The 26,448-nt window shown below is 69.7% G+C and carries 24 protein-coding genes; 14 read left to right on the top strand and 10 right to left on the bottom strand.

What is annotated here, in order from left to right; all coding sequences use genetic code 11:
* Positions 1 to 86: 86 nt before the first annotated feature.
* Both HDA44_RS10025 and HDA44_RS10020 read left to right on the top strand, forming a co-directional pair.
* Positions 87 to 863: an ABC transporter ATP-binding protein gene (locus HDA44_RS10025; protein WP_184833184.1), complete on the top strand. Its 777-nt coding sequence runs from the start codon at positions 87 to 89 to the stop codon at positions 861 to 863.
* Entirely contained in the window at positions 860 to 2,185 is a 1,326-nt protein-coding gene (locus tag HDA44_RS10020) for an ABC transporter permease (RefSeq protein WP_184833182.1), read from the top strand. The genes HDA44_RS10025 and HDA44_RS10020 overlap by 4 nt, the downstream gene beginning before the upstream one ends.
* Here the strand turns inward: HDA44_RS10020 and cphA are convergent.
* From cphA to HDA44_RS09995, 5 genes are all read right to left on the bottom strand, one after another.
* Entirely contained in the window at positions 2,182 to 5,019 is a 2,838-nt protein-coding gene (cphA, locus tag HDA44_RS10015) for a cyanophycin synthetase (RefSeq protein WP_184833180.1), read from the bottom strand. The two genes, HDA44_RS10020 and cphA, sit on opposite strands and share 4 nt — an antisense overlap.
* A 9-nt stretch (positions 5,020 to 5,028) precedes the next feature.
* Complete coding sequence (locus HDA44_RS10010) at positions 5,029 to 6,081, bottom strand: cyanophycinase (protein WP_184833178.1); 1,053 nt, start codon at positions 6,079 to 6,081, stop codon at positions 5,029 to 5,031.
* Between the two features lie 135 nt (positions 6,082 to 6,216).
* Positions 6,217 to 7,548, bottom strand: coding sequence for a phosphoserine phosphatase SerB (serB, locus tag HDA44_RS38460; protein WP_202887292.1), 1,332 nt, complete (start codon positions 7,546 to 7,548; stop codon positions 6,217 to 6,219).
* Between the two features lie 40 nt (positions 7,549 to 7,588).
* Positions 7,589 to 8,803, bottom strand: coding sequence for a phosphoserine phosphatase SerB (gene serB, locus HDA44_RS10000; RefSeq protein WP_184833176.1), 1,215 nt, complete (start codon positions 8,801 to 8,803; stop codon positions 7,589 to 7,591).
* Positions 8,804 to 8,998: 195 nt separating this feature from the next.
* The gene (locus HDA44_RS09995; protein ID WP_337905799.1) at positions 8,999 to 9,733 is read right to left on the bottom strand and encodes a hypothetical protein; all 735 of its coding nucleotides are present in this window, start codon (positions 9,731 to 9,733) and stop codon (positions 8,999 to 9,001) included.
* A 61-nt stretch (positions 9,734 to 9,794) separates the two neighbouring features.
* Between HDA44_RS09995 and HDA44_RS09990 the strand changes: the two genes are divergently transcribed.
* From HDA44_RS09990 to HDA44_RS09975, 4 genes are all read left to right on the top strand, one after another.
* On the top strand, positions 9,795 to 10,577 hold the full coding sequence (locus HDA44_RS09990) for an ABC transporter ATP-binding protein (RefSeq protein WP_184833175.1): 783 nt from the start codon (positions 9,795 to 9,797) through the stop codon (positions 10,575 to 10,577).
* A 159-nt stretch (positions 10,578 to 10,736) separates the two neighbouring features.
* On the top strand, positions 10,737 to 11,261 hold the full coding sequence (locus HDA44_RS09985; RefSeq protein ID WP_184833174.1) for an NfeD family protein: 525 nt from the start codon (positions 10,737 to 10,739) through the stop codon (positions 11,259 to 11,261).
* A 192-nt stretch (positions 11,262 to 11,453) separates the two neighbouring features.
* Positions 11,454 to 12,623 (top strand): SPFH domain-containing protein, encoded by a 1,170-nt coding sequence (locus HDA44_RS09980; protein ID WP_184833173.1) that lies wholly within the window; start codon positions 11,454 to 11,456, stop codon positions 12,621 to 12,623.
* Between the two features lie 190 nt (positions 12,624 to 12,813).
* Complete coding sequence (locus tag HDA44_RS09975) at positions 12,814 to 13,560, top strand: sulfite exporter TauE/SafE family protein (RefSeq protein WP_184833172.1); 747 nt, start codon at positions 12,814 to 12,816, stop codon at positions 13,558 to 13,560.
* A gap of 1 nt (position 13,561) precedes the next feature.
* On the opposite strand, the gene HDA44_RS09970 is transcribed toward HDA44_RS09975, so the two are convergent.
* Entirely contained in the window at positions 13,562 to 14,209 is a 648-nt protein-coding gene (locus tag HDA44_RS09970) for a TetR/AcrR family transcriptional regulator (RefSeq protein WP_184833171.1), read from the bottom strand.
* A 50-nt stretch (positions 14,210 to 14,259) separates the two neighbouring features.
* Here HDA44_RS09970 and HDA44_RS09965 point away from each other — a divergent pair, with 50 nt between their 5' ends.
* Both HDA44_RS09965 and HDA44_RS09960 read left to right on the top strand, forming a co-directional pair.
* Positions 14,260 to 15,213: a quinone oxidoreductase family protein gene (locus tag HDA44_RS09965; RefSeq protein ID WP_184833170.1), complete on the top strand. Its 954-nt coding sequence runs from the start codon at positions 14,260 to 14,262 to the stop codon at positions 15,211 to 15,213.
* A 10-nt stretch (positions 15,214 to 15,223) separates the two neighbouring features.
* On the top strand, positions 15,224 to 15,655 hold the full coding sequence (locus HDA44_RS09960; protein ID WP_184833169.1) for an organic hydroperoxide resistance protein: 432 nt from the start codon (positions 15,224 to 15,226) through the stop codon (positions 15,653 to 15,655).
* Positions 15,656 to 15,682: 27 nt separating this feature from the next.
* Here HDA44_RS09960 and HDA44_RS09955 read toward each other — a convergent pair whose 3' ends face one another.
* The 3 genes from HDA44_RS09955 to HDA44_RS09945 form a co-directional block, all read right to left on the bottom strand.
* A complete protein-coding gene (locus HDA44_RS09955) occupies positions 15,683 to 16,567 on the bottom strand; it encodes a helix-turn-helix domain-containing protein (protein WP_408954237.1) in 885 nt (294 codons plus the stop codon).
* A 119-nt stretch (positions 16,568 to 16,686) separates the two neighbouring features.
* On the bottom strand, positions 16,687 to 17,217 hold the full coding sequence (locus tag HDA44_RS09950; RefSeq protein ID WP_184833168.1) for a YbaK/EbsC family protein: 531 nt from the start codon (positions 17,215 to 17,217) through the stop codon (positions 16,687 to 16,689).
* Complete coding sequence (locus HDA44_RS09945) at positions 17,214 to 17,510, bottom strand: GNAT family N-acetyltransferase (protein ID WP_184833166.1); 297 nt, start codon at positions 17,508 to 17,510, stop codon at positions 17,214 to 17,216. The genes HDA44_RS09950 and HDA44_RS09945 overlap by 4 nt, the downstream gene beginning before the upstream one ends.
* A gap of 77 nt (positions 17,511 to 17,587) precedes the next feature.
* Here HDA44_RS09945 and HDA44_RS09940 point away from each other — a divergent pair, with 77 nt between their 5' ends.
* The 4 genes from HDA44_RS09940 to HDA44_RS09925 all read left to right on the top strand — a co-directional run bounded on the left by HDA44_RS09940 (position 17,588) and on the right by HDA44_RS09925 (position 22,133).
* On the top strand, positions 17,588 to 19,039 hold the full coding sequence (locus HDA44_RS09940) for a cobyric acid synthase (protein WP_184833164.1): 1,452 nt from the start codon (positions 17,588 to 17,590) through the stop codon (positions 19,037 to 19,039).
* The gene (locus HDA44_RS09935) at positions 19,036 to 19,599 is read left to right on the top strand and encodes a DinB family protein (RefSeq protein ID WP_337905797.1); all 564 of its coding nucleotides are present in this window, start codon (positions 19,036 to 19,038) and stop codon (positions 19,597 to 19,599) included. Before HDA44_RS09940 ends, HDA44_RS09935 begins: the two co-directional genes overlap by 4 nt.
* A gap of 230 nt (positions 19,600 to 19,829) precedes the next feature.
* On the top strand, positions 19,830 to 20,951 hold the full coding sequence (locus HDA44_RS09930; protein WP_184833162.1) for a CaiB/BaiF CoA transferase family protein: 1,122 nt from the start codon (positions 19,830 to 19,832) through the stop codon (positions 20,949 to 20,951).
* 39 nt (positions 20,952 to 20,990) lie between these two features.
* The gene (locus HDA44_RS09925) at positions 20,991 to 22,133 is read left to right on the top strand and encodes an acyl-CoA dehydrogenase family protein (protein ID WP_184833160.1); all 1,143 of its coding nucleotides are present in this window, start codon (positions 20,991 to 20,993) and stop codon (positions 22,131 to 22,133) included.
* Positions 22,134 to 22,136: 3 nt separating this feature from the next.
* Here HDA44_RS09925 and HDA44_RS09920 read toward each other — a convergent pair whose 3' ends face one another.
* On the bottom strand, positions 22,137 to 22,868 hold the full coding sequence (locus tag HDA44_RS09920) for a MerR family transcriptional regulator (protein WP_238352402.1): 732 nt from the start codon (positions 22,866 to 22,868) through the stop codon (positions 22,137 to 22,139).
* Positions 22,869 to 22,930: 62 nt separating this feature from the next.
* On the opposite strand from HDA44_RS09920, the gene HDA44_RS09915 reads away from it, so the two are divergent.
* The gene (locus tag HDA44_RS09915; RefSeq protein WP_184833156.1) at positions 22,931 to 24,151 is read left to right on the top strand and encodes an acetyl-CoA C-acetyltransferase; all 1,221 of its coding nucleotides are present in this window, start codon (positions 22,931 to 22,933) and stop codon (positions 24,149 to 24,151) included.
* Entirely contained in the window at positions 24,148 to 26,301 is a 2,154-nt protein-coding gene (locus tag HDA44_RS09910; RefSeq protein ID WP_184833155.1) for a 3-hydroxyacyl-CoA dehydrogenase NAD-binding domain-containing protein, read from the top strand. Before HDA44_RS09915 ends, HDA44_RS09910 begins: the two co-directional genes overlap by 4 nt.
* Positions 26,302 to 26,448: the final 147 nt, after the last annotated feature.

The raw sequence follows: 26,448 nt of genomic DNA, 5'->3' as shown, positions 1-26,448 counted from the left end.
CGGCGCGACCCAGTAGACCTACCACCACCAAGCTTGTAGAGCTACGACGCCTGAGTGACGCAACCGCCGCTGCGTACGGTGTACTCATGACTCGTACACCATACGCAGGACCCGCCGTCGAGCTGCGTCACGCGGTCAAGACGTACGGCGAAGGCCCCAGCGCCGTGACCGCTCTGGACGACGTATCCATCGCCTTCCCGGCCGGCAGCTTCACCGCCGTGATGGGACCGTCCGGCTCGGGCAAGAGCAGCCTGCTGAACTGCGCCGCCGGCCTCGACCGGCCGACCTCCGGCTCCGTCGTCGTGGACGGCGTGGAACTCACCAGCCTGGACGACCGGTCGCTGACCCGTCTCCGCCGCAACCGGCTCGGGTTCGTCTTCCAGGCGTTCAACCTGCTTCCGACGCTGACCGTCCGCCAGAACGTCCTCCTACCGCAGGAGCTCGGCGGACGGCGTACCCGCGCGGGTGCCGTCGACCAGCTACTCGAACGCCTCGGTCTGGCCGAGCGTGCCGACCACTACCCGAGCGAACTCTCCGGCGGCCAGCAGCAGCGCGTCGCGATCGCGCGTGCCCTGCTGACCGAACCGGCCGTGATCTTCGCCGACGAACCAACCGGCGCCCTCGACACCACCGCGGCCGGGGAGGTCCTCGCGCTGCTGCGTGAGTCGGCGTCCCGCCAGACCGTCGTGATGGTCACCCACGACCCGGTCGCCGCCGCGTACGCGGACCGGGTGGTGTTCTTCGCCGACGGCCGGATCGCCGACGTCGTAGACACCCCAGGCCCAGAAGCCATCGCCACCCGCCTCACGCAACTAGGCGCCCGCCCCGCGCCGCACTCCACAATGACCGGAGCGACCCGATGATCCGCTTTGCTCTTCGTACGGTCCGGAAGCGGTGGACCGCGTACGCCGCCGCGGGCGCGGTGCTCTTCGCGGGCACCACGCTCCTGACCGCCTTCGCCCTGCTCCTCGAAACCGGACTCTCACCAGGTGCTGACGGCACCGACACCTTGGTCATCCTGCCTTCGATCCTCGGCGGTTGGACCGTCCTGATCGTCACCTTCGGCGTCGCGTCGACCATCGCCCTGACCGTCCAGCAGCGCGAACGCGAGCTCGCCCTGCTCCGGGCGATCGTGGCGTCATCGGGTCAGGTCCGCACCATCGTCCTGGCCGAGGTACTCACGGTCGCCGTCCCGATGATTGCCCTGGGCATCATCCCCGGCATCGGCCTGGGTACGTTCGTCCTGTCCCGCCTGAGCACCGCCGGCTTCGTCCCGGACGGCCTCGATGCGCAGGTCGGCGCGCTGACGATCGCCACCGGCGCGGTGCTCTCCCTGGCGACCGCGGTGCTGGCGGCAGTCGTCGCCGGCCGCCGGGCAGGCGCCGTACCACCAGTACGCGCCATTGCCGCCGCGACCATGACCCGCGGAAAGGCACTCGGCCGGGTACGCCGCAATGCCGGCCTGGTCTGCACAGTCGTCGGCGTCGCCCTCGGCAGCACCACCTTCGCGATGCCGAACGGACCGATGTTGTCGAGCACGGCAGGACCCGCGGGAGTCGCGCTGGCCGTCGGTCTCGCACTCCTGAGCCCCGCGATGATCCCGGCACTCGGCCGCCTCGCCACCCGGCTGCCCGGTGCGCCGCTCCGGCTCGCCGGTCGCACCCTCGTCGTACAGCCCGGGCGGGCGGCCGTGGTCGTGACCCCACTGGTGCTCTTGATCGGCATCGCGACCGGCACGCTGTACCAGCAGTCGACCGAGGACAGCGTCAACCAGGGCGCCGCGAACGACGCCGCCCAGCTGTCATCGGTGAACTACCTGGTCGTCGCGATGATCGTGGCGTTCTGCACGATCCTGGTCCTGAACACACTGATCGCGGCCACGCGTCGCCGCAAGCCGGAGTTCGGTCTGCTCCGGCTGACGGCGGCGACTCGCGGTCAGGTACTCGGGATGGTGCTGGCCGAGAGCGTCCTGACCGGGGCGCTGGCGACCGTGCTCGGCACGATCACAGCCGCGGTCATGGTCGCGCCGTACAGCATGGTGCGGACCGGATCGCTGCTGCCGAGCGGTCCGCTCGCGATCTACCTCGGCGTGGTCGGCGGAGCGTTCGTCCTCGCGTTCGTCGCCACGCTCCCGACGACCGTACGCACCCTCTGGACGCCTCCGGTCGACGCGCTGGCGGCCTAGACGACCGTTGGCGCGGCAAGGCTCGGCGACTCGGACCCCTCGTCCGGCTGGACAACCTCGTCCGGCTGGACGAAGTCCGGGTCGCCGCCTTCGTCGCCGGACCGCGCGCCGGCCTGGGCCAGGTGCGAAACCGACTCCAGCTCGGTCAGTACGGACTGATGCTGGTCGACGCACAACACAACCAGGTCGCCCGGATTGGACAGCCCGAGCGAGTACCGGACCGCGTCCAGCTCGTCGAGCACGACCTCAACCCGCCGGCACCGGGCGCCGTCCGCCATCGCGGCCCGCACCCCGGCCGTCACCAGCTCCGCCGACTCGCCGCGCTTCCGCCCGCGCAACCGCGCGTCCTCGCGCACGACGACCACATCGAAGTGCTGTGCCGCGACCTCACCCAACTCACGAATGTCGTCATCGCGCCGGTCGCCGGCCGTCGCGACTACGCCGATCCGCGACGGCCGGCCGAGCTCCGACGACGCGCTCAGGCTCTCACCGAGCCTGTCGACGAAGTCGCCGAGCATCCGCATCGCCGGGGCGTTGTGGCAGTAGTCGACGATCACGCTCCGCCCGTCGACGTCGATCTCGTTCAGCCGGCCAGGCGACAGGTAGTACGAGGTGCTGAACGTACGCAGCCCCTGCCGGATGTCGTGCAACGGCGCACCCGCCGCGAACGCGGCCGCGGCGGCGGCCATCGCGTTCTGCACGTTCATCATCGCCCGCCCGCCGAAGGTTGCCGGCAGCAAATGAGTCCACGCCAGCTGCATCGACCGGCGGCCGTGCTTCACCACGATCATGTCGCCCAGGTCGGACCGCTCCAGGACGACGGCCCGCCCGCCGCGACGGCAGTGCCCGTCGATGTAGTCACGGACCTCGCTGCCCGGCTCGGCCATGCTGAACCACACGACCTGGCCGGAGCACTTCCGCCGCATCTTGCGTACCAGCGGGTCGTCCGCGTTCAGGACGGCGAACCCGGTCCGTGGTACCGCCTCGACCAGCACCGCCTTCACGTCGGCGAGCTGCTCGAGCGTCTCGATCCCGCGCAGGCCGAGGTGATCCGGCTGGACGTTCAGCACCACCGCGACGTCGTTGCGCTCGTACCCGAGGCCTTCGCGCAGGATTCCACCGCGCGCCACCTCGAACACGGCGAAGTCGACCCGCGGGTTCTGCAGCACCATCCGCGCCGACTTCGGGCCGGACGCGTCCTGCCGGATCACCAGCCGCTCGTCGATCACGATGCCGTCGGTGGACGTCATCCCCACCTTGCGGCCGAGACCCTTGAAGACGTGGCTGATCATCCGCGCGGTGGTGGTCTTGCCGTTCGTACCGGTGACCGCGACGATCGGAATCCGGCTGGTCGCGCCGGGCGGGAACAGCATGTCCACGACCGGCTTGGCGATGTACTGCGGCTCGCCGATGGTCGGGTTGGTGTGCATCCGGAACCCCGGCGCCGCGTTCACCTCGCAGATCGCGCCGCCGGTCTCACGGACCGGCTGGGTGATGTCCGGGCAGATGAAGTCGATGCCGGCGATGTCCAGCCCGATCATCCGGGCCGCCTCCTCGGCGATCTCGACGTTCTCCGGGTGCGCCTCCCAGGTCCGGTCGATCGAGATCCCGCCGGTGGACATGTTCCCGGTGAGCGTCAGCTTCACCATCTCGTCCTCGGGCGGTACGTCGTCCAGCTCGAAGCCCTGATCGCGGACCAGCTGCCGGGCCGCGTTGTTGATCGTGATCCGGGTCAGGATCTTCTCGTGGCCGACGCCACGGCGCGGGTCGGCGTTGGTGATGTCGACCAGCTCGGCCACCGTGTGTACGCCGTCGCCGACCACATGGGCGGGGACCCGTTCGGCGATCGCCTCCATCCGGCCGTTGATGATCAGGCACCGGTAGTCCTTGCCGGTGACGAAGTTCTCCACGATCACCCAGCCGCGCCGGGACTGTTCGGCGGCGATCGGGAACGCCTCGCGCACGGCGCCGGCGTCCTGCAGGTTCAGGCAGACGCCACGGCCGTGGTTGCCGTCCAGCGGCTTGCACACCACCGGGTACCCGATCTTGCCGGCGATCGCGACCGCTTCGTCGACCGTACGCACCGACTCCGACCGCGGCACCGGCAACCCGGCGGACGCGAGCAGCCGGGTGGTCAGGTCCTTGTCGCTGGCAACATCCACCGCGATCGACCCGGTCTCCGACGTCATCGTGGCCCGGATGCGCTTCGCGTGTACGCCCTGACCGAGCTGCACCAGACTGGCCTTGTTCAGCCGGATCCACGGGATGTCGCGGGACACCGCCTCGTCGACGATCGCCTGCGTGGACGGGCCGAACGCGGTCCGCTCCGCCTGCTTGATGAACTTCTCCAGCTCGGTGGTGAAGTCGAACTCCGGGTCCGGCTGGACGAGCTGGTTCACGCACCGGACGGCGAGTTCACCGGCGGCAAGACCGACGGCCTCGTCCGCGTACGCGTACGTGATGTTGTAGATGCCGGGCGAGCCCTTGACCTGGCGGGTCTTGCCGCGACGCATGTCGTGGCCGGCCTCCTGCTGCAACTGCAGCGCCACGTGCTCGGCGATGTGGCCGAGCCAGGTGCCCTCGTGCAGGCGCTCGATGAAACCGCCGCGTCGGCCCCGCGAGCAGTGGTGCTGGTCGAGCCGGGGGAGGTCGGCGAGCAACTGCTCGGTGAAGCCGGGGATGGTGTTCGAAGGGAAGTTCTCCAGCGAGCCGAGGTCGACCACGAGGTGGATCGCGGGGTCGTAGCTCCAGATGTTCGGGCCGCGGTAGACGCGGGTCTCGATGATCTTCAGGTCAGGCGCGGGAACTTGGGCGGGGGCGTGCGTGTCGGTCATTCGGAGGCTTCACTGTCCTGGGTGCGTGCGGTCGGGGAGGTCGGGGTCGGCGCCGGCCGGGATCGGCTCGGTCGCCTCCGGTCTGGACTCCCCAGCGGCCACCGGACGGATCGCTCGGGTCCGGCGGTCCTCGCGCCGCTTCCGTTCCGCGTAGTACCTGGGTGACACCCCCTCGGCGGCGATCTCCTTCGCGAGCTTCCGCAGGTCCGCTTCGGCGGCGGCCAGTTCGGCGATCTCCGCGGCAGGCGGCTGCGGGCCGTACGACAGCAGCACCCGGTTCTGCAGGTCGAAGGTCGCGGTGGCGGGCAGCACGTGCAGTACGACGCCGGAGGCCAGGATCGGCTCGGAGCGCTTCGCGTTGTGCGCGTTCGACTTGATCCGCGTACCGTCGAAGATCGTCACCGCGCCCCGGCCGACGACCTCAAGATGGCTCCCTCGTACGACCGCGGCGGTGTCTTCGTCGACGCCGATCCCGAGCAGGCCGGGGGACTGCGCGACCAGCGACAGCAGCCGGCCGTACCGGTTGCGCTGGGCGAAGTGCTGATCAACGATCGCGCCCTGAACCAGGCCGAGCCCGCCGGACAGCTGACTCATCCGCTGTCGCGGCGTCGCGCCGGACCGGCCGAACGCGATCATGTGCTCGGCCAGGATGCTCGCGCCGGCCGACGTACCACCGACGGTCGCGCCGCGGGCGTGCGCGGCGGTGACCGCGCGGCCGAACGCCGTACCGGTGACGACGCCGGCGAGCTTCAGCTGATTGCCGCCGGTCATGAAGATCCCGGTCGCGTCGTGCAGCGGCGCGATGAAGGTGGGGTCGTCGGCGTCCTCCCGGTTCTCCGGGCGGACGCCGACCACGCTCTCGGCGCCGAGCGCGGCGAACAGCGCCCGGTACACGTCGATCACGTCCGGCCCGAGCGCGGACGCCGTCGGCACCACCACGATCCGCGCCTTGGACCCACCCGCCGCCTGCACGAACTCCTGCAGCACCGTGCGCTTCTTCAGCTTGTCCTCGGCACCACCGATGGCGAACAGGGCACCAGGCCCACCCTGCAGATCAGACATACCCGAAGCTTAATTCCAATCCCACCCCCCACCGACCAACCCCGCCCCGCCCCCCGCGTCCGTCCCCGACTTTGGGAAGCCACCGCGCACTTTTCGGCACCGGAAATGCGCGGTGGCTTCCCGAAGTCGGCTTGGTCAGCGTTGGTGGGCGGTGCGGTCGGCGGGGCGGTGGGGTGGGCGGGAGGTGGTGGATGCGGCGGCCGGGGCGGTGGTGGGGTGGGTGGGGTTGGGTCGTGCGTGACGGTCCTGCGGTACGCCGCGGACGTACAGCACCCCGCGCATGTCCTTCGGTGTGATCGTGGCCGGAGCGGCCGCGTTGACGATCGGCTTGGCGTGGAAGGCGATCCCGACGCCGGCCGCCTGGATCATGTCCAGGTCGTTCGCGCCGTCGCCGATCGCGATCGTCCGGTCCATCGGGATGTTCGCCCGGTCGGCGAACTCCTGCAGCTTCCGCGCCTTCGCGGCCCGGTCGATCACCTCGCCGGTGACCCGCCCGGTCAGCTTCCCGTCGACGACCTCCAGCGTGTTCGCCGCGGTGTACGCGCGGTTGATGCCGTACTCGTCCGCGAGCCGGTCGGTGATCTGGGTGAAGCCACCGCTGATCAGCCCGATCTCGTCACCGTTCGCCTGCGCGGTCATCACCATCATCGCCACGCCGGGCGTCAGCTTGATCTTGTCGTACACCCGGTCGAACACGCCCTCGTCCAGCCCTTCGAGCAGGGCGACCCGTTCGTGCAGCGATTCCGCGAAGTCGAGTTCGCCGCGCATCGCCCGCGCGGTCACCTCCTTGACCCGTGCCTCGACCTCCGGTCCGGCCTCCGCGGCGAGCAGCTCGATCACCTCGTTCTGGATGAACGTCTGGTCCACGTCGAGCACGATCAGGTGCCGTCCGGACGGCGCGCCGGGCTGGACCGCCACGTCGATCCCGTCCATCTCGGGCAATCCGCGGACGATCCGCCGGATCGTGGCCGGGTCGACGCCGGACACGTCGAGCTGGTACGCGGCGTTGTTCGCGGCGAGCGATTGAATCCGGTCCAACTGCCCACCGGCACCGGCCAGCCGTCCGGTGATCGCGGCCACGCCCGCGGAGCTCAGCTGGTCGCCGAACACCGTCACCCGATGGCGATCCACTGGTCGCTGGCCGGACACGCCGGCATCCGACACGCTGACGGTGAATTCCGGCCCGAGCGCAAGCCGGTCCAAAGCGCCCTGCACCGTGCCGCCGGCGGCAGCACCCCCGCCGGCCGTACCCCCGCCGGGCGTGGCGCCGGCGGTTGATTCGTTGACCTCGAGGCTGAAGATCAGCTGGTCCCCGACGACCATGTGGTTGATCCCGGTGGGCGCGAGGCCCTCGTCGGCAAAGGTTTTCACGACGGTTGACAGCACCATCGGCCGGTTCGGGCCGGTCACGGTGACCGCCCTCCGTCGTCGATCGGACTGCTGCTCGGCAGCGGCGGTTTCGGTCACGATCACGGATCGTAGGGGCCCGCCGGGGGCAACCGGCCGGTCAGGCCGGCGTGTCCGCGTCGGCGGTTTCGACTTCCTCGCGGGTGATGCCGAGGAGGTAGAGGATGGTGTCCAGATACGGGACGCTGAGGTGGGTGTCGGCGGCCGCGCGGACCACCGGTTTGGCGTTGAACGCGACGCCGAGACCGGCCGCGGCGAGCATGTCCAGGTCGTTCGCGCCGTCGCCGATCGCGACCGTCTGCGTCAGCGGCGTACCGGACCGGACCGCGAAGCCGCGCAGCGCGGTCGCCTTGCCGGGACGGTCGACGATCTCGCCGACCACGCGGCCGGTGAGTTTGCCGTCGACGATCTCCAGCTCGTTCGCCTTCGCGTAGTCGATGCCGAGCTCGGCGGCCAGCTTGTCGGTGATCTGGCTGAATCCGCCACTGACGATCGCGAACTGGTAGCCGAGCCGCTTCAACGTACGCACCAAGGTCCGCGCGCCGGGCGCCAGCTCGATCGCGGCGTACACCTCGTCGAGCGCGGTCGCCGGCAGGCCTTCGAGTGCGGCGACCCGGTGCCGCAGCGAGTCGGCGAAGTCGAGCTCGCCACGCATCGCCTTCTCGGTGACGGCGGCGACCTCTTCCAGCCGTCCCGCGTGGGCGGCGAGCATCTCGATCACCTCGCCCTGGATCAGCGTGGAGTCGACATCCATCACGATCAGCCGCTTCGCCCGCCGGTACAGGCCGCCGTCCTGGACGGCGATGTCCAGGTGCTGGCGTACGCCCTCCTGCGCGAGCACGCTGCGAAGTGTTTCCGGCTCGGCGCCGGACACGGCGATCTCCATCGCGGTCACCGGGTACCGGGCCATTCGGCTGATCCGGTCGATGTTCGCGCCGGTGTCGGCGATCCGGCCGGCCACCGCGGCCAGCCCGGCGGCGGTCAGCGGATGCCCGATCACGGTCACCTGGCTGCGGCCCTGCCGGCGGGGTTCGTTGTCGCCGACACCCTTCTTCACCGAGATGTCGACGTCGAGCACGTCGGCGAGCGCCTTCAGCTCTTCCTTCAGGTTCTTGTGGTCGCGGGGTGCCGACAGCAGCACGCCGAGCACCAGCCGGCCACGCAGCACGACCTGCTCGGCGTCGATCACCTCGAGCCCACGGGTCGCGAGCGTCGACAGCACCGCGGACGTCAGCCCCGGCCGGTCGGTACCCGTCAACGTCACCAGCAGCGTCGGCCGTTCGGCCGCGTTCTCAACCTCACCGGGATCAGTCATCGCACCCCGAACGCTACCCAAATCCCCGGAACCCCCGCCGCCCGGTCCGAATCCCAGTCACCCAGCGCGCCCACCGTTTGGGTGGTTAACCCCGCAAATCGCCTCTTCACCTCCCGCCTGCGAGGTGCTAAGGGGCAACGTACGGGGTTAACCACCCAAATGGCGGCTGCGCTGGTCGGAGCAGGCGTGGGTGGGTTAGGTGAGTGGGGGTGGCGCGCAGGCGGCTACGAGGGCTCGGCGGGCCGCGGCGGCCAGGTCGAGCAGTGCGCGGCGGCGGGCGTCCGCCTCGGCGCCGGTGACCGCGGCGCCGTCGTCTTCGAGCGCCGCGTCCGCGATCGCCAGGCACCGCCGCGCCGTCGCGGCCGCCTTCACCGCCCGCGGTTCGTACCCGGGAGCCAACTCGTCGCCACTACCCCGACCGATCTTCCGGATGTCGATCAGCGCATCGGCGACCTCCGGCTTCCACCGCGCCACATCGAGCGCGGCCAGCGACTCGGCCGCATCGATCAGCGCCAGCCGCAACGCACGATCCGCCTCGCCGAAGTCCGCGGGCAGTGGACTCGCGGCCGGCAGTACGGACCATTGCACCGCCGGGCCGACGTACGCCGGGATCAACCCGATCTCCGGCCCGGTCAGCACCACCGCCTCGCCCGTCTCCAGCGCGGCCTCGTTGAAGGGCGGCGGCCCGGCCAGGCCGATCGGATCGCCAGGTACGGGCAGCGCGAGGTGCGCCTGCGTCGTACCAGCGGCGCGCAGCAGGTTCAGCGCGACCGGCAGCGTGGCCGGCTCGGGATGACCGGCCAGCCCGGCGACGTGATGACCGACGTCGTCACCGAGGATCTTCTGGGCGGCGGTGTCCGGGTCGCAGGCGCCGGTCAGCATCGCGTTCGTCCAGACCGTGAACCGGACGGAGGCGGAGGTCGTCAGCACGCCCGCAAGTCTCGCACCACCCAACTGCCGGGTGCCAACGGCGACCCCTTAGGTTTTGTGCATGACTGCAGTGGTGGAGCTGGCCGGGGTGTCGGTCGTACGTGGGGACGCGCGTCTGCTCGACGGGATCGACTGGACCATCGACGAGGCCGACCGCTGGGTGGTGATCGGCCCGAACGGCGCCGGCAAGACCACGCTGCTGCAGATCCTGGCCGCGCAGATGCATCCGACCGCCGGCGTCGTCGGCCTGCTCGGTGACGTACTCGGCACCGTCGACGTGTTCGAGCTGCGCCCCCGGATCGGACTCACCAGCGCCGCGCTCGCGGACCGGCTGCCGAAGAGCGAGCGCGTGTCCGATGTGGTCGTCTCCGCCTCGTACGCGGTGCTCGGCCGGTGGATCGAGGAGTACGACGAACTCGACCACGAGCGGGCGACCGCGTTGCTTTCGGAGCTGGGGATCGCGCACCTCGCGGACCGTACGTTCGGCACGCTGTCCGAGGGGGAGCGCAAGCGCGTACAGATCGCCCGCGCGCTGATGACCGACCCCGAGCTGATGCTGATGGACGAGCCCGCCGCCGGCCTCGACCTGACCGGCCGCGAGCAGCTGGTCCGCTCGCTCAGCTCGATCGCCACCGCCGCCGGCGCGCCCGCGATGGTCCTGGTCACCCATCATGTCGAGGAAATCCCACCCGGCTTCACCCACGCCCTGCTGCTCAAGCAAGGCCGCCTGGTGTCGGCCGGCCCGATCGACCAGGCCCTGACCGCCGAAACCCTCAGCGAAACCTTCGACCTGGCCCTCACCCTCCACCACCAGGACTCCCGCTACACCGCCCGAGCCTTCTGACCTGCCTGGCAACACGAGTGGATATCCACTCGGCTAGTGAGTTCTCCACTGGTGTAACGGTGGAGAAGGCGCCACAGCAGTGGATATCCACCGGTGTTGGTGGGCGGGGTGCGGCGGCGTGGTGGGGCGGGATGGCCTTGGGGTGGATAGGCTTGGGTGATGATGGACTGGCTGCGGGAGAACATGTGGGCCGGGTGGCTGATCGTCGCCGCCGCGCTTGGTCTGGCCGAGCTTGCGTCGCTCGACTTCACGCTGCTGATGCTGGCCGCCGGCGCGCTCACCGCGGCCGGGGTGGCGGCGTTCTTCCCGGGGCTGCTCTGGTTGCAGATCGTGGTCGGGCTGGTGACCGCCGCCGCGATGCTGGCCGCGATCCGGCCGATGATCGTCCGGAAGATCCATCACGGGCAGGAGCTCAAGACCGGCTCGGCGCACGTCATCGGCCGGTCCGGCACGGTCGTGAAGGAGATCCACCCGGACGGCGGTGGTTCGATCCGGCTCGGCGGTGAGCTGTGGACGGCCCGGCCGTACGACGACGTGTCGACGATCGCGCCGGGTACCCGCGTCGAGGTGATGTCGATCGACGGCGCGACCGCGGTCGTGTACCCGGTGGCCGAGCCGCTGGACCGGCAACTGGAGAGCACCGACCCGCCACAGCCGAATCCGACCGACCCGCCGCAGGGCTGACCGCGGCCGGACCCTGGATCCGGCCCCGATCTGGCCGGCCGTTGTCCTGCGGTCGGGTCGCAGTACTGTCGGAAGCGGGACCGGAGTAGTTGCGGGATCGGTATCCGGCGCGCGGGGAACCGGTGCGGCGGATGGCCCGTCGATAGGAAAGACTGTCCGTGTCTTGCGGGTTCTGCCGAGTGGAGGGTCGAAGTGACCGCGTTCCTCATAGTGCTGGCGCTGGTCGCCTTACTGGTGATCGTCACACTGATCAAGTCCGTCCGGGTGGTGCAGCAGCAGACCGTCGGGATCGTCGAACGGTTCGGCAAGTTCAAGACCGGTTTGCAGCCGGGCCTGAACCTGTTGACCCCGTTCGTCGACAAGGTCCGCTACACCATCGACATGCGTGAGCAGGTGGTCGCGTTCCCACCTCAGGGCGTCATCACCGAGGACAACCTGATGGTGTCGATCGACTCGGTCATCTACTTCCAGGTGAACGACCCGGTCCGCGCGACGTACGAGATCTCGAACTACATCCAGGCGATCGAGCAGCTGACCATGACCACGCTGCGGAACATCATCGGTGGCATGGACCTGGAGCAGACGCTGACCTCCCGTGAGGAGATCAACGAGAAGCTCCGCTACGTACTGGACGAGGCGACCGGCAAGTGGGGGATCCGGGTGAACCGGGTCGAGCTCCGGTCGATCGACCCGCCGCCGTCGATCCAGGACTCGATGGAGAAGCAGATGCGCGCCGACCGGGACAAGCGCGCCGCGATCCTGACCGCGGAAGGTATGCGGCAGTCGGCCGTGCTTTCCGCCGAGGGCCAGAAGCAGTCCGCGATCCTGACCGCCGAAGGTGACAAGCAGTCCCGCATCCTGCGCGCCGAGGCCGAGCGGCAGGCGCGGATCCTGAAGGCGCAGGGTGAGGCGCAGGCAATCACCACGGTCTTCAACGCGATCCACGCCGGCAAGCCGGATCAGGGTCTGCTCGCGTACCAGTACCTGCAGATGCTGCCGTCGATCGCCCAGGGTGACGCGAACAAGCTGTGGATCGTGCCGAGCGAGATCGGTGACGCGCTGAAGGGTCTGGGCAGCGCGGTCGGCCAGGTGGCCGGCATCACGCAGCAGGCGCAGGGTGACTGGAAGGCGCCGGAGCTGAGCGACGGCGAGGTGCCGGAGCTCGACGCGGCCGCGGCCGGCGAGGGTGCGGGTGGTGCCGCCGTGGCCGAGGCCGACAACGCGGTCCGCGAGGCAATCGCCGCCGCCGAATCAGCCGCCGTCGGCAACAACCGCGCCGCGGTGCCCCCGGCCACGCCGAGCATCCCGTCCCAGGAGCCCTCGGCTCCCGAACCCCCGTCCGTCAACCCACCCCAGCGCTGAACCACCCCGCTCCCCAAACCGGTTCGGGGAATCCCACCTACCCGAAACGGGTAGCAGGACTCCCCGGTCCGGGTGACTTTGCTCCCCGAACCGGTTTGGGGAGGGGTGGGGGTGGGGTGGCGAGGTTGTGGTGTTCGGCGGTTGGACGGGTTCTGCGGGGGCGGGGTTGGGTGCGTAGAGTCGGTCAGCGATGACATGGTTCGAGGCGGCGTTCATTCTGGTGGCGGGGATGGGCGCGGGGACGATCAACGCCGTGGTGGGATCGGGCACGCTGCTCACCTTCCCGGCGCTGCTCGCCGTCGGTGTCCCGCCCGTGCTCGCGAACGTCAGCAACACCGTCGGTCTCGCTCCCGGTACGGCGGCCGGCGCGATCGGCTACCGCCGTGAGCTCGAAGGGCAGCGCGGCCGGATGGTGCGGCTCGTCCCGGCGTCACTGGCCGGCGGCATCGTCGGGGGAGTGCTGTTGCTCACCCTGCCGGACTCGGCGTTCCATGCGGTCGTCCCGGTGCTGATCCTGCTCGGCTGCCTCCTGGTCGCGTTCCAGCCGTGGCTGAAGCGCTGGGTCAGCGCGCCGTCGCATCAGCATCGCGGCGCCTGGTGGGTGATCCCCGCGGTCTTCGCCACCGGCGTGTACGGCGGGTACTTCGGCGCCGCCCAGGGCGTACTGCTGATGGCGATCCTGGGCCTCGGCCTGGACTCCAACCTGCAACGGATGAACGGTCTGAAGAACGTCCTCGCCACCGTCGTGAACACGGTCGCGGCGATCCTGTTCGTGATCGTGCACGAGATCGACTGGCTCGCCGCCGTACTGATCGCGGTCGGTTCCACCATCGGCGGTTTTATCGGCGCCCGCTACGGCCGTCGGCTGCCACCCGTCGCGCTCCGCGCGCTGATCGTCTGCATCGGCATCCTCGCCATCGTCACGATGCTCTTCTGAGTCAGGCTGTCCTGGCCTGCAGCCCGGACAGCAGCAGGTCCAGCCCGTAGTCGAACTGCTCGTCGCCGCCGGTGGTCCGGGCCAGCTCCGGCGCCAGCTCGACCACGGCCGGGAACTCGCGTGCCGACAGCGACTCGATCGACACCCGCAGCCGCCGCCAGGCCTCCGGATCGCGCCGCTCGGCGGCCATCTGGATCTCCCACGACGCCGACCCGAGCACGTACGTGAACAGGGTCGTGTGCGTCCGGGCGGCTGCTTCCGGAGCGAAGCCGGCTGCCCGCAGTACGCCGAGCAGCCCTTCGGCGACGCGCGCCGTCTCGTGCCCGCTCAACGGCCGCCCGCCGAGCAGTTGCACCAGGCAAGGATGCTGGAGCATCAGCAGCCGCAGCGACCGGCACACCGCTCGCACCTGGTCCGGCCACGGCACCTCGGGCGGTACCGGCGGCAGCAGCGACATCAGGTGGTTCCGGACCGCGTCGTACAGGTCGTCCTTGTTCCGGAAGTACGTGTAGAGGGCCATCGGGCCGACCTCGAGCTCGGCCGCGACCCCGCGCAGGCTGAACGCGCCGGCGCCCTTCGCCTCCATCAGCTCCAGCGCCGTACGCACGATCAGGTCGGCGCTCAAGGTGTTCCGCGGCGTCCGCGCCATGTGACCCAGCTCCCTTCTACGTTCGTAACGTACAGTGTATAGTACGGTGTATGCGAGCCATTCAGATCACTGAGTTCGGCGGGCCGGAGGTCCTCAAGGTCAGCGAGGTCCCGGAGCCGGTGGCCGGCGACGGGCAGGTCCTGATCACGGTCGACCGCGCGGGCATCAACTACGCGGACACACACCAGGTGGAGAACAGCTACCTTTCCGCCACCCAGCTGCCGCTGATCCCGGGCGGCGAGGTCGTCGGCCGGACCGAAGACGGCCGCCGCGTGGTCGCGCTGGTGGGTTCCGGCGGGTACGCCGAAAAGGCGGTCGCACAATCGGCGTACGCCTGGGAGGTGCCGGAGGGCGTCACCGACGGCCAGGCACTCGCGCTGGTTTTGCAAGGGACCACGGCGTGGCACCTGCTGAAGACCTCCACCCACCTGCAGCCGGGCGAGTCCGTCCTGGTGCATGCCGGTGCCGGGGGAGTCGGTTCGCTCGCGGTCCAGCTCGCCAAGCTTTGGGGCGCCGGCCGCGTGATCGCGACCGCGTCGACCGAGGAGAAGCGCCGGCAGGTGCGGGAGCTGGGCGCCGACGCGGCCATCGACGGTACGCCGGAAGGTTTGAAGGACCGCATCCTGGCGGCGAACGACGGCCGGCCGGTCGACATCGTGCTGGAAATGGTCGGTGGACCGACCTTCGACGAGTCGTTCGACGCGCTGGGGCGCTTCGGTCGGCTGGTCACCTTCGGCGCCGCGTCGCGGCAGGCCGCCGCGCCGATCGACTCGAGCCGGCTGATGAAGGGCTCCAAGACCATCGCCGGCTTCTGGCTGGCCGACTGCTTCCAGGACCCGCGGCTGCTCGGCGATCCGCTCGCCGAGCTGTTCGGCCTGACCGCCGCGGGCAAGCTCCGGGCGATCGTCGGCGGCGAGTACGGCCTGTCCGACGTCGCGACCGCCCACGAGGACATGCGCGCCCGCCGTACGGTGGGCAAGCTCCTGCTCGACCCCACTCGCTAGGAGAAGCCATATGACAATCGCTGTCGAGAAGGTTCTTTACACCGCTCGTGCAACCGCTGACGGCGGCCGGGACGGGAAGGTCGCCACCGACGACGGCAAGCTCGACGTCGTCGTCGCGCCGCCCGCGGAAATGGGTGGCAGCGGCAACGGCACCAACCCCGAGCAGCTGTTCGCGGCCGGGTACGCGGCCTGCTTCCACAGCGCGCTGAAGGTGGTGGCCCGCAAGGCCCGCCACGATGTCGACGCGTCGACCGTCACCGCCGAGGTGGGCATCGGCCCGATCAACGGCGGCGCCGGGTACGGACTGCAGGTCGCCCTGGTGGTCAGCCTGCCCGGCCTGGACCGCGCGGTCGCGGAGCAGCTCGTCGCCGCGGCGCACGAGGTCTGCCCGTACTCGAACGCCACCCGCGGCAACATCGCCGTGGACCTCAAGGTGGCCTGAGAGGCGGCCTGAGCTGCAACCGGGCTGCTACAACCGGCCGAGGGCCTCTTTCAGCAGGCTCTCGGTCTGCGACACCGGGGTGGCCGCGATCGTCAGGCCCTCCATGATCGCGACGTACTCGTCGACTTCTTCCAGCTTGTCCAGGTACAGCGCGCTGGCCGCGTGCTCGATGTACACGATGTCCGGCAGATCGCCGTCGGCGAACCGGAGCAGACTGAACGCGCCGCCCGCGCCGGGGTAGCCGACGCTGCTGAACGGCATCACCTGCAGGCTGATGTTCGGCTGCTCGGCCCACATCATCAGGTGCTCGATCTGGGACCGCATCACGGCCGCGCCGCCGACCGGGCGGTGCAGTACCGACTCGTCGATGACCACCCAGAGCCGGGCCGGGTTCGGCCGGGTGAGGATCTGCTGCCGGGTCACCCGCAGCTCGACCCGCTGGGCGACCTCTTTGTGCGGCAGGAACGACTTGCCGTGCTGCACGACCGCGCGGGCGTACTCCTCGGTCTGCAGCAGGCCGGGGACGAACATCACCTCGTACGTACGGATCAGTGACGCGGCGACCTCGAGACCGACGTAGTTCGCGAACCAGGTCGGCATCACGTCGCCGTACCTGGACCACCAGCCCGGGTTGTTCGCGGCCCGGGCCAGCTCCATCAGCCGGGCGGCTTCGTCCTCGTCGTCCATCCCGTACAGCTCGAGCAGGTCGCTGACGTCGCGCTCCTTGAAGCCGACCCGGCCGAGCTCCATCCGGCTGACCTTCGACTCCGAGGCGCGGATCTGCCAGCCCGCGTCGGCACGGCTGATCCCGGCGGCTTCACGCATCCGCCGCAGCTGCCCACCGAGCATGATCCGGAGCGCGGTCGGCCCACCGTCGCCTCCACCGCCGCTCACCGTCACCTGCTCACTCATTCGACCCGCACCCGGTCATCTACCCATTTCAGCCCGCGATGCTACCGCCTGTCCACGGCTACCCGTCGATCGGCACTCCGGCGGTGGGCCGGAGACAGCTCAGTGCTGGTCGGTGCCGGTCAGTGCTGGGCCAGGTCGAGGACCGTCGCGGTCGGCAGTTTCGCCAGGTCGGCGCCGTCGATCAGTAGCTTCGAGCCGCGGATACCGCTGCCGATCACCACCGGACCGGCCGCCACGACCGCCTCGTCGACCAGCACCGGCCAGTCCGCCGGCAGGCCGATCGGGGTGATCCCGCCGTACTCCATGCCGGTCCGCCCGACCGCGTCGTCCTGTGCGGTGAAGGAGATCTTCCGGACGCCGAGATGTTTGCGGATCACGCCGTTCACGTCGGCCCGGTCGGTCGCCAGCACCATCACGGCCGCGTACGACTCCTCGCCGGCGCGCTTGCCGAGCACGATCACACAGTTCGCCGAGGCGGCCATCGGCACGTCGTACTCCGCGCAGAACGCCGCCGTGTCGGCCAGCTCGGCATCGATCGGGGTCGCGTACGCCGCGCGGTCGCCGAGCGCGTCCCGCACCGGCGCGGCCAGCAGCTCCGGTACGTCGGCGGCCGGTTTCCACTCGGGCTTGCCCAGCACCGGCGCCGTCATCGGGCGTCCTTGACCAGGTCGGCGTACTCGGTGTGCTCCGCGACGAAGCTCTGGTAGAACGGGCAGGCCGGCTTCACCTGGAGACCAGCCGCCCGCGCGTCGTCGAGCGACTTGGTCGCGATCCGCCCGGCCACGCCGCGACCGCGGAACTCAGGCAGCGTCTCGGCATGCACGAAGGTGATCAGGCCCGGGTGCAGGTGGTAGTCGACAAATCCCATCAGCTGCCCGCCGGCGTCCCGCGCCTCGTACCGGCTGTGCTCCTTGGCGTCCACCACGACGATCTCGTTCTCCATGCCCGCCACTGTAACCACGATCACCGACGGCAGGTCCGGCACCGCGTCTTCCCCGTCCGGAACCCTAAGATGACCGGGTGGGTTCGCTGCTGATTGCCGGTACGACGTCGGATGCCGGGAAGACGACGGTTGTCACCGGGTTGTGCCGGTGGTTGGCTCGGCAGGGCGTGCGGGTGGCGCCGTACAAGGCGCAGAACATGTCGAACAACTCGATGGTGTGCGCGGACGGTACCGAGATCGGGCGGGCGCAGTGGATTCAGGCGGTGGCCGCGCGGGCCGAACCCGAGGCCGCGATGAATCCGGTGCTGCTCAAACCGGGCAGTGATCGGCGCAGCCATGTCGTGCTGATGGGGCAGCCGTGGGGCGAGTTGTCCGCGCGTGGGTTCCTGACCGAACGGGCGGAGCTGGCGAAGGCGGCGTTCGCGGCGTACGACGAGCTCGCGTCCAGGTACGACGTGGTGATCAGCGAAGGCGCGGGCAGTCCGACCGAGATCAACCTGCGGCAGTCCGACTACGTGAACATGGGGCTCGCGCAACACACCCGCGCGCCGGTGGTGGTTGTCGGTGACATCGATCGCGGGGGAGTGTTCGCGTCGATGTTCGGCACGGTCGCGCTGCTCGACGCCGCGGATCAGGCGTTGGTCAGCGGGTTCCTGGTGAACAAGTTCCGTGGTGACGTGTCGTTGCTGCAGCCCGGGATCGACATGCTCGGTACTGTCACCCGGCGGCCGACGTACGGCGTGCTGCCCTGGTTGCCCGATCTTTGGCTCGACTCCGAGGACGCGCTCGACATCCCGGTACGCCGGACCGCGCCGACCGACCTGTTGACGATCGCGGTGGTGCGGTTCCCGCGGATCAGCAACTTCACCGACCTGGACGCGCTGGCGGTCGAGCCGACGAACAGCGTGTTCTTCACGACCAGCGCGGCCGAAGTACGCGACGCGGACCTCGTCGTGCTGCCCGGCTCGCGGGCGACGGTGTCGGATCTGGAGTGGTTGCGTACGCACGGGCTGGCCGACGCGCTGGTCGCTCGCGCGCAGCGGGGTGCTCCGGTGCTGGGGATCTGCGGTGGGTACCAGGCGCTCGGCTCGCTGGTCTCCGATCCGGACGGGGTGGAGACCGGTGGCGATCATCCCGGGCTGGATTTGTTGCCGGTGACAACAGTGTTTCGTCCGGAGAAGACGCTGGCCCGGCCGGCGCCGACCGCGTACGAGATCCATCACGGGGTGGTCGAGGTCGTTGGTGATGCCGACGAGTTCCCGGGTGGGTGCCGGCGCGGCAACATCTGGGGCACGATCTGGCACGGGTTGCTGGACGACGACACCGCCCGGCACACGTTTCTGACCGAGGTGGCTGCTCTGACCGGCAAACCCGCGCCCGACGGCACCGTCTCGTTCACCGCGCTGCGCGAGGACCGGCTGGACCGGCTGGCCGACCTGATCGAAGAACACGCCGACACCGCGGCCCTGCTGCGGCTGATAGAACACGGCGCACCCACCGCGCCCTTCGTACCCCCAGGAGCCCCGTGAAGAACGTGCTGCAGGAATACCTCCAAAGTACGCGCGCGCTGATGCTCGCGAAGCTCGACGGCCTCAGCGAGTACGACCGCCGCCGCCCGCTCGTGCCGTCCGGGACCAATCTGCTCGGGCTGGTGAAGCACCTGACCGGGGTCGAGTACGTGTATCTCGGCACGAGCGTTGGTCGGCCGCCGGCCGAGATACTGCCGTGGGAGGCGGACGGGTCGGTCTGGGAGGGCGCCGACATGTGGGCGAAGCCGAGTGAGTCGACCGAGTATCTGACTGGGTTGTACCGCGATGCGTGTGCGCGCGGCGATCAGTCGATTGCCGAGTTCGAGCTGGATCATCCGGCTGAGGTTCCGCACTGGGCGGAGGAGAAGCGGCGTACGACGTTCGGTGCGCTGCTCGTGCGGGTGGTGGACGAGACGGCACATCACGCCGGGCACGCGGACATCCTCCGGGAGCTGATCGACGGGCAGGGCGGCAAGGACGCCGATATGCTCGACGCGGCGGGCTGGAGCGAGTACTACGCGACGATCCAGCGGGCAGCGGAGGCGTTCCGCGAGCGGTAGGACGATCGCGCGGTGGCCGCCGGACGCGACGCCGGACCACCCGCATGACTGGTGCTATGCCGGACCGCACCTGTTCTTCCATCTCGGTCATCTGGAGGGCGGTCAGCGGGGTTGGTCGATCGCGCTTGCGATCGTGCTGGGGCTGATGGTGCTCGTCCCGCTGACGGCGTTGGCCGGGGTGCGTAAGACCACTTGACGACTTTGACAGTGGAACTGTCACAATAGCCGGCATGGGTCCACTCGAGGGCGTGAAGGTGGTCGAGCTGGCCGGGATCGGTCCGGCGCCGTTCGCCTGCATGATGCTGGCCGAGCTCGGCGCCGAGGTGCTGCGGATCGACCGTCCCGGCGGCAACGTGTCGCTCGGCCCGCCGGAGCTGGACCTGCTGAACCGCGGTCGCCGGAGCGTCGCGCTGGACCTGAAACAGCCCGCGGCGGTCGGGGTCGTACGCAGCCTCGTCGCGCAGGCCGACGTACTGGTCGAGGGATTCCGCCCAGGCGTGGCGGAGCGACTCGGACTCGGTCCGGAGGACTGTCACGCCCTGAACCCGCGGCTCATCTACGGGCGGATGACCGGATGGGGTCAGGACGGCCCGCTCGCGCAGTCGGCCGGGCATGACATCGACTACCTCGCGATCTCCGGCGCCCTGCACCTGATCGGCCGCGCCGGTGGCCCACCGCAGGTGCCGGCGAACCTGCTCGGCGACTTCGCGGGCGGTTCGCTGTACCTGGTCATCGGCGTACTCGCCGCGCTGCACGAGGCGCGAACCAGTGGGCGCGGGCAGGTCGTGGACGCGGCGATCGTGGACGGCTCGGCGCACTTGACCACGATGCTGCTCGGCGCGCTGACGGCCGGTTCGTGGCGCCAGGAGCGCGGGACGAACCTGCTGGACACGGGCGCGCCGTTCTACGACGTGTACGAAACCGCCGACGGCAAGCACGTCGCGGTCGGTGCGCTCGAACCGCAGTTCTACGCCGAGCTGGTGGAGAAACTCGGGATCGACCTGCCGGATCGCAATGACCCGGCGCAGTGGCCCGAGCTGCGGAAGGCGCTGACGGAAACGTTCCGGCAGCGTACGCAGGCCGAGTGGACCGCGCTGTTCGACGGATCGGACGCCTGCGTCGCGCCGGTGCTGCCCCTTGCCGGCGAGCATCCACATCTCGTTGCCCGCGGCACCTTTGTCGAGCATCGCGGCGTCCGGCAGGCCGCGCCCGCGCCACGGTTCGACCGTACGCCGACCAGCCTGGACCGGCCGCCGGCGCGCCCGGGCGAACACACCCGCGAGGCCTTGGCCGACTGGGGTATCACCAACCTCGACGCACTGCTGGACTCCGGCGCAGCCGTCCAGAACTGAAAGGGTCTTTGGGAAACACCCTCTGAAAGGAATCCGCCCGTGGAACGTCAGCTTTTCGACGCCGATCATGATGCCTTCCGGGAGTCCGTCCGCGCGTTCTGCGAGAAGGAGATCGTGCCGCACCACGACGGCTGGGAGGAGGCCGGCATCGTCCCGCGCGAGCTGTGGACGGCGGCGGGCGCCGCGGGTCTGCTCGGCTTCATGATGCCGGAGCAGTACGGCGGTGGCGGCGCCCGTGACTTCCGGTTCAACACGGTACTGATCGAGGAGCTGACCCGGGTCCGCGCGAGTGGGGTCGGTTTCACCATCCACACCGACATCAACTCGGCGTACCTGCTGGACTATGCGAACGACGAGCAGAAGGCGCGCTGGCTGCCGGAATTCTGTTCGGGGGAGACGATCACCGCGATCGCGATGACCGAGCCCGGCGCGGGCAGTGACCTGCAGGGCATCCAGACCACCGCGCGGCGCGACGGCGACCACTACGTACTGAACGGGCAGAAGACGTTCATCTCGAACGGCATCCTCGCGGACCTGGTCGTCGTGGTGGCCAAGACCGACCCGGACGCCGGCGCGCAGGGGATCTCGCTGATCGTGGTCGAGCGCGGCATGCCCGGCTTCGAACGCGGCCGGAACCTGGACAAGATCGGGCTGAAGGCGCAGGACACCGCCGAACTGTTCTTCGACAACGTCCGGGTGCCGGTGGCGAACCGGCTCGGCGAGGAGGGGAAAGGCTTCGGCTATCTGATGGAGAAGCTGCCGCAGGAGCGCCTGACCATCGCGGTGGTCGCGGCCGCTGCCTGCGAGAACGTCCTCGCCGACACCCTCGCGTACGTGAAGGACCGGAAGGCGTTCGGCCGCCCGATCGGGTCCTTCCAGAACAGCCGCTTCGTACTGGCCGAGCTCGCCACCGAGACCCAGATCGCCCGGGTCTTCGTCGACCGCTGCATCCAGGAGCTGAACGCCGGTACGCTCACCGTCGCCGAGGCCGCGATGGCGAAATGGTGGACCACCGAACTGCAGCAGAAGGTCGTCGACCGCTGCCTCCAGCTCCACGGCGGCTACGGCTTCATGACCGAGTACCCGATCGCCAAGGCGTACCTGGACACCCGAATCCAGACCATCTACGGCGGCACCACGGAGATCATGAAGGAAATCGTGGGGCGCACGCTCGGGGTGTGACGGTCAGCGGGGCTTGTTCCTGGTACGGCGGATGGTGTCGCGCTGCGTTTCGCCGACGGCGCGTTCGTAGGCCAGGACCAGGCCCTGGATGGTGACCGGTTTGAAGCGCTGGACGAGTTGCTGGATGTGTTCGGGTGGGCCGCCGGAGTCGCGGTAGTGCGGCCAGACCTTGGTGCGGAAGACCTCGGTCAGTTCCTCGGCGATCGCGCGGCCGTGGTCGGTGAAGATACGGCCGGCGTCCTGGACGGCCTCGACCGGGAGGTCCAGGTCGAGCAGTTCGACGCCGAGGCTCAGGTGCGCGGTCGCGACCCGGAACACGTCCTCGTCGGGCGTCGGTTCGACCACGCCGAGCGCGACCAGCATCTCGATGTCGTCGTCGGTCAGGTCGCGGCCGGTGCGGCGTACCAGCGCGGTCCGGTCGAGGGTTTCGGGGAGATCGCGCATCCACGGGGTGAGCAGCGTCCGGTGCAGCGCGATGTCCTGCGGGGTCGCGTCGGTGGGGATGCGTTCCAGGTACCCCTCGATTGCCTGCAGGGTGAAGCCATGCGCCTGCAGCTCACGGACCAGGTCGAGCCGGGCGATGTGCTCCGGGCCGTAGTACCCGACCCGCCCGCGCCTGATCGGCGGCGGGATCAACCCGCGCCCGGCATAGAAGCGCAAGGTCCGTACGGTCATCCCGACCCGCACCGACAACTCGTCCACCGTCAGCGTCGCGTCCCCCGGAGCATCCGACATGGCGGAGATCATAACGATCCGTCCTTGACCATCATGACAGCTCTACTGTCACAATCAGCTACATGACCAGTGAAGCGTTCTTGTACGACGCGATCCGGACGCCGCGCGGGAAAGGGAAAGCCGCCGGCGCGTTGCACGAGGTCAAGCCGATCCAGTTGATCACCGGGCTGTTGCAGGAGCTGCGGGCCCGGCATCCCGAGCTTGATCCGGCCGCGATCGACGACGTCGTACTCGGCGTGGTCACCCCGATCGGCGACCAGGGCATGGACATCGCGCGCACCGCGGTCCTGATGGCCGGCTACCCGGAGACCACCGGCGGCGTGCAGCTGAACCGGTTCTGCGCGTCCGGCCTGGAAGCGGTCAACCAGGCAGCGCAGCGGGTCCGGTCCGGCTGGGAGGACTTCATCCTGGCCGGCGGCGTCGAGTCGATGTCGCGGGTGAAGATGGGATCCGACGGCGGCGCCTGGGCGATGGACCCGGAGACCGCGCTCGCGACCGGCTTCGTCCCGCAGGGCATCAGCGCGGACCTGATCGCCACCCTGGACGGATTCACCCGGACCGACGTCGACGCGTACGCGGCCGAGTCGCACGCCCGCGCCGCCAAGGCCTGGGCGAACGGCTACTTCACGCGCTCCGTCGTACCGGTCGTGGACCGCAACGGGTTACGGATCCTCGACCACGACCAGCTGGTCCGGCCGGGTACGTCGGTGGAGACGCTGGCCGGGTTGCCGCTGTCGTTCGCCGCGATCGGTGAACACGGCGGGTTCGACTCGGTCGCTCTGGAGAAGTACCTGACCGTCGAGCGCATCGACCACGTACACCACGCGGGCAACTCCTCCGGCATCGTCGACGGCGCCGCTCTGGTTGCTGTCGGCAACGAGCAGGCGGGTGCGGCACTCGGGCAGGCGCCGCGCGGCCGAGTGGTCGCGACCGGTGTCAGTGGGGCGGACCCGACGATCATGCTGACCGGCCCGGCGCCGGCCGCGCGGAAGGCGCTGGCGCGTGCCGGTCTGGACGTCTCTGACATCGACCTGTTCGAGATGAACGAGGCGTTCGCGGCCGCGGTCATGCACTTCATGAAGGACCTCGGCGTACCGCACGAGAAAGTGAACGTGAACGGCGGCGCGATCGCGCTCGGCCACCCGCTCGGCGCCACCGGCGCGATGCTGATCGGCACGCTGCTGGACGAGCTGGAGCGCCGCGAACTCCGGTACGGCCTGGCGACCCTGTGCGTCGGCGGCGGGATGGGCGTCGCGACCATCATCGAGAGGCTGGCGGCATGATCGAGTGGAAGAACGACGCCGGTGTGGTCACCCTGACGCTGAACGACCCCGGCGCGTCGGCGAACACGATGAACGACGCGTACGTCGCCGCGATGGGGTCGATCGTGGAACGCCTGGTGGCCGAGAAGGCGCTGCTCAAGGGCGTGATCGTGACCAGCGCGAAGAAGACCTTCTTCGCCGGTGGCGACCTGCGGCAGCTGTCCCGGATCCAGCCGGCGGACGCCGCCGAGGCGTTCGGGATGATCGAAGAGGTGAAGCGGCAACTGCGTACGCTGGAAACGCTCGGCGTACCGGTCGTTGCCGCGATCAACGGGTCGGCACTGGGTGGCGGCCTGGAGATCGCACTCGCCTGTCACCACCGGATCGTTGCCGATGACAACCGCATCGAGCTCGGCGTACCCGAGGTGACGCTCGGTCTGCTGCCCGGCGGCGGGGGAGTGACGCGTACGGTCCGGATGCTCGGTTTGCAGGACGCGCTGATGAAGGTGCTGCTGCAGGGCCAGCGGATGAAGCCGGCGCAGGCGCTGTCGGTCGGAATCATCGACGAGGTGGTACCGGCGGCCGAGCTGCTGGATGCGGCCCGCCGCTGGATCACGACGTACAAAGGTGACGCCAAGCAGCCGTGGGACCGCGACGGCTACAAGATCCCCGGCGGCACGCCGTCCTCGCCGAAGCTGGCCGCCTTCCTGCCCGCCTTCCCGGCGAACCTGCGCAAACAGCTCAAGGGCGCCCCGTACCCGGCACCGCGCGCGATCATGAGCGCGGCGGTCGAGGGCAGCCAGGTGGACTTCGGGACCGCGTCCCGGATCGAGTCCCGGTACTTCGTCTCGCTCGCCACCGGACAGATCGCCAAGAACATGATCCAGGCGTTCTTCTTCGACCTGCAGTCGATCAACGCGGGCGGGTCGCGACCGGACGGCGTACCCTCCTATCGTGCCCGCAAGGTCGGTGTCCTTGGCGCGGGGATGATGGGCGCCGGGATCGCGTACGTCTGCGCCAAGGCGGGCATCGATGTCGTACTCAAGGATGTTTCGCTGGAGGCGGCCGCGCGCGGCAAGGAGTACTCCGAGAAACTGCTGGCGAAGCAGGTCGCGAAGGGGCGTACGACTCCCGCGGACGTGGAAACCTTCCTCAGCCGGATCACGCCGACCGGCGATCCGAACGATCTGGCCGGCTGCGATCTGGTCATCGAGGCGGTGTTCGAGGACACCGGGCTGAAGCAGAAGGTGTTCGCCGAGATCGCCGGCGTGGTCGAGCCGGACGCGCTGCTCTGCTCGAACACGTCCACGCTGCCGATCACCTCGCTCGCGGACGGGATCGACCGGCCCGACGACTTCGTCGGGATGCATTTCTTCTCGCCGGTGGATCGGATGCCGCTGGTCGAGCTGATCGTCGGCGCGAAGACGTCCGATCGGGCGATCGCGCAGGCGTACGACGTCGTCCGGCAGATCCGGAAGACGCCGATCGTGGTGAACGACAGCCGCGGATTCTTCACCTCGCGGGTGTTCGGCACGCTGGTGATGGAAGGCGCCGCGATGGTCGCCGAGGGGGTCGACCCGGTCATGATCGAGCGGGCCGCCACCCAGGCCGGGTTCCCGGCGCCGCCGCTGGCGATGCTGGACGAGGTCACGCTGACGCTGCCGCAGAAGATCCGTGCCGCGGCCCGGGCGGCCGGGGACAGCGCGGGCGCCTTCGACGACCATCCGGGAATGGCTGTTACGGACCGGCTGGTCAACGAATTCGACCGGCGGGGGAAAGCGGCCGGCGCCGGCTTCTACGACTACCCGGCCGAAGGCCCGAAGCGGTTGTGGCCCGGCTTGTGGGAGCACTTCGGCCAGCGCGAGCCGGCGGCGGGTGCAGGTGCGATTCCGCTCGTGGACCTGCAGGAGCGGTTCCTGTTCGCGATGGCGCTGGAGACCGTGAAGTGCCTGGACGAAGGCGTGCTGCGGTCCGTGCCGGACGCGAACATCGGCTCGATCTTCGGCATCGGCTTCCCGCCGCTGCACGGTGGCGCGTTGCAGTACGTGAACGCGTACGGCCCGGCCGCTTTTGCCGACCGGGCGCGTGCGCTGGCAGCGGCGTACGGGACGCGCTTCGAGCCGCCGGCCGCGCTGGTCCGGAAGGCGGCCGCGGGGGAGATCTTCGGCTGATCACGAGCCGATACCAACTCAAGCAAATTCCACACATTCGAACAAAGAACAGCGCGCCCGGTCTTGCGCCGGGCGCGCTTTTGCGCCATGGTGCTGGCACTTCTACAACGATTGACCTGCCCTACCCCGTGTGCCCCCGGGAAGGTG

Origin of the sequence: Kribbella solani (genome assembly GCF_014205295.1) — a bacterium.
In the GTDB taxonomy this organism is placed as follows: Bacteria; Actinomycetota; Actinomycetes; order Propionibacteriales; family Kribbellaceae; genus Kribbella; species Kribbella solani.
Note: the sequence above shows the minus strand (reverse complement) of the source record. Positions and strands in the feature narration are given on the sequence as shown.

Bases quoted from the DNA above. Each gene is read 5' to 3' on its own strand.
- HDA44_RS10025 (WP_184833184.1), top strand. From the start codon at position 87: ATGACTCGTACACCATACGCAGGACCCGCCGTCGAGCTGCGTCACGCG.
- HDA44_RS10020 (WP_184833182.1), top strand. From the start codon at position 860: ATGATCCGCTTTGCTCTTCGTACGGTCCGGAAGCGGTGGACCGCGTAC.
- cphA (WP_184833180.1), bottom strand. From the start codon at position 5,019: ATGACCGACACGCACGCCCCCGCCCAAGTTCCCGCGCCTGACCTGAAG.
- HDA44_RS10010 (WP_184833178.1), bottom strand. From the start codon at position 6,081: ATGTCTGATCTGCAGGGTGGGCCTGGTGCCCTGTTCGCCATCGGTGGT.
- serB (WP_184833176.1), bottom strand. From the start codon at position 8,803: ATGACTGATCCCGGTGAGGTTGAGAACGCGGCCGAACGGCCGACGCTG.
- HDA44_RS09990 (WP_184833175.1), top strand. From the start codon at position 9,795: ATGACTGCAGTGGTGGAGCTGGCCGGGGTGTCGGTCGTACGTGGGGAC.
- HDA44_RS09985 (WP_184833174.1), top strand. From the start codon at position 10,737: ATGATGGACTGGCTGCGGGAGAACATGTGGGCCGGGTGGCTGATCGTC.
- HDA44_RS09975 (WP_184833172.1), top strand. From the start codon at position 12,814: ATGACATGGTTCGAGGCGGCGTTCATTCTGGTGGCGGGGATGGGCGCG.
- HDA44_RS09970 (WP_184833171.1), bottom strand. From the start codon at position 14,209: ATGGCGCGGACGCCGCGGAACACCTTGAGCGCCGACCTGATCGTGCGT.
- HDA44_RS09965 (WP_184833170.1), top strand. From the start codon at position 14,260: ATGCGAGCCATTCAGATCACTGAGTTCGGCGGGCCGGAGGTCCTCAAG.
- HDA44_RS09960 (WP_184833169.1), top strand. From the start codon at position 15,224: ATGACAATCGCTGTCGAGAAGGTTCTTTACACCGCTCGTGCAACCGCT.
- HDA44_RS09955 (WP_408954237.1), bottom strand. From the start codon at position 16,567: ATGAGTGAGCAGGTGACGGTGAGCGGCGGTGGAGGCGACGGTGGGCCG.
- HDA44_RS09950 (WP_184833168.1), bottom strand. From the start codon at position 17,217: ATGACGGCGCCGGTGCTGGGCAAGCCCGAGTGGAAACCGGCCGCCGAC.
- HDA44_RS09945 (WP_184833166.1), bottom strand. From the start codon at position 17,510: ATGGAGAACGAGATCGTCGTGGTGGACGCCAAGGAGCACAGCCGGTAC.
- HDA44_RS09930 (WP_184833162.1), top strand. From the start codon at position 19,830: ATGGGTCCACTCGAGGGCGTGAAGGTGGTCGAGCTGGCCGGGATCGGT.
- HDA44_RS09920 (WP_238352402.1), bottom strand. From the start codon at position 22,868: ATGTCGGATGCTCCGGGGGACGCGACGCTGACGGTGGACGAGTTGTCG.
- HDA44_RS09915 (WP_184833156.1), top strand. From the start codon at position 22,931: ATGACCAGTGAAGCGTTCTTGTACGACGCGATCCGGACGCCGCGCGGG.
- HDA44_RS09910 (WP_184833155.1), top strand. From the start codon at position 24,148: ATGATCGAGTGGAAGAACGACGCCGGTGTGGTCACCCTGACGCTGAAC.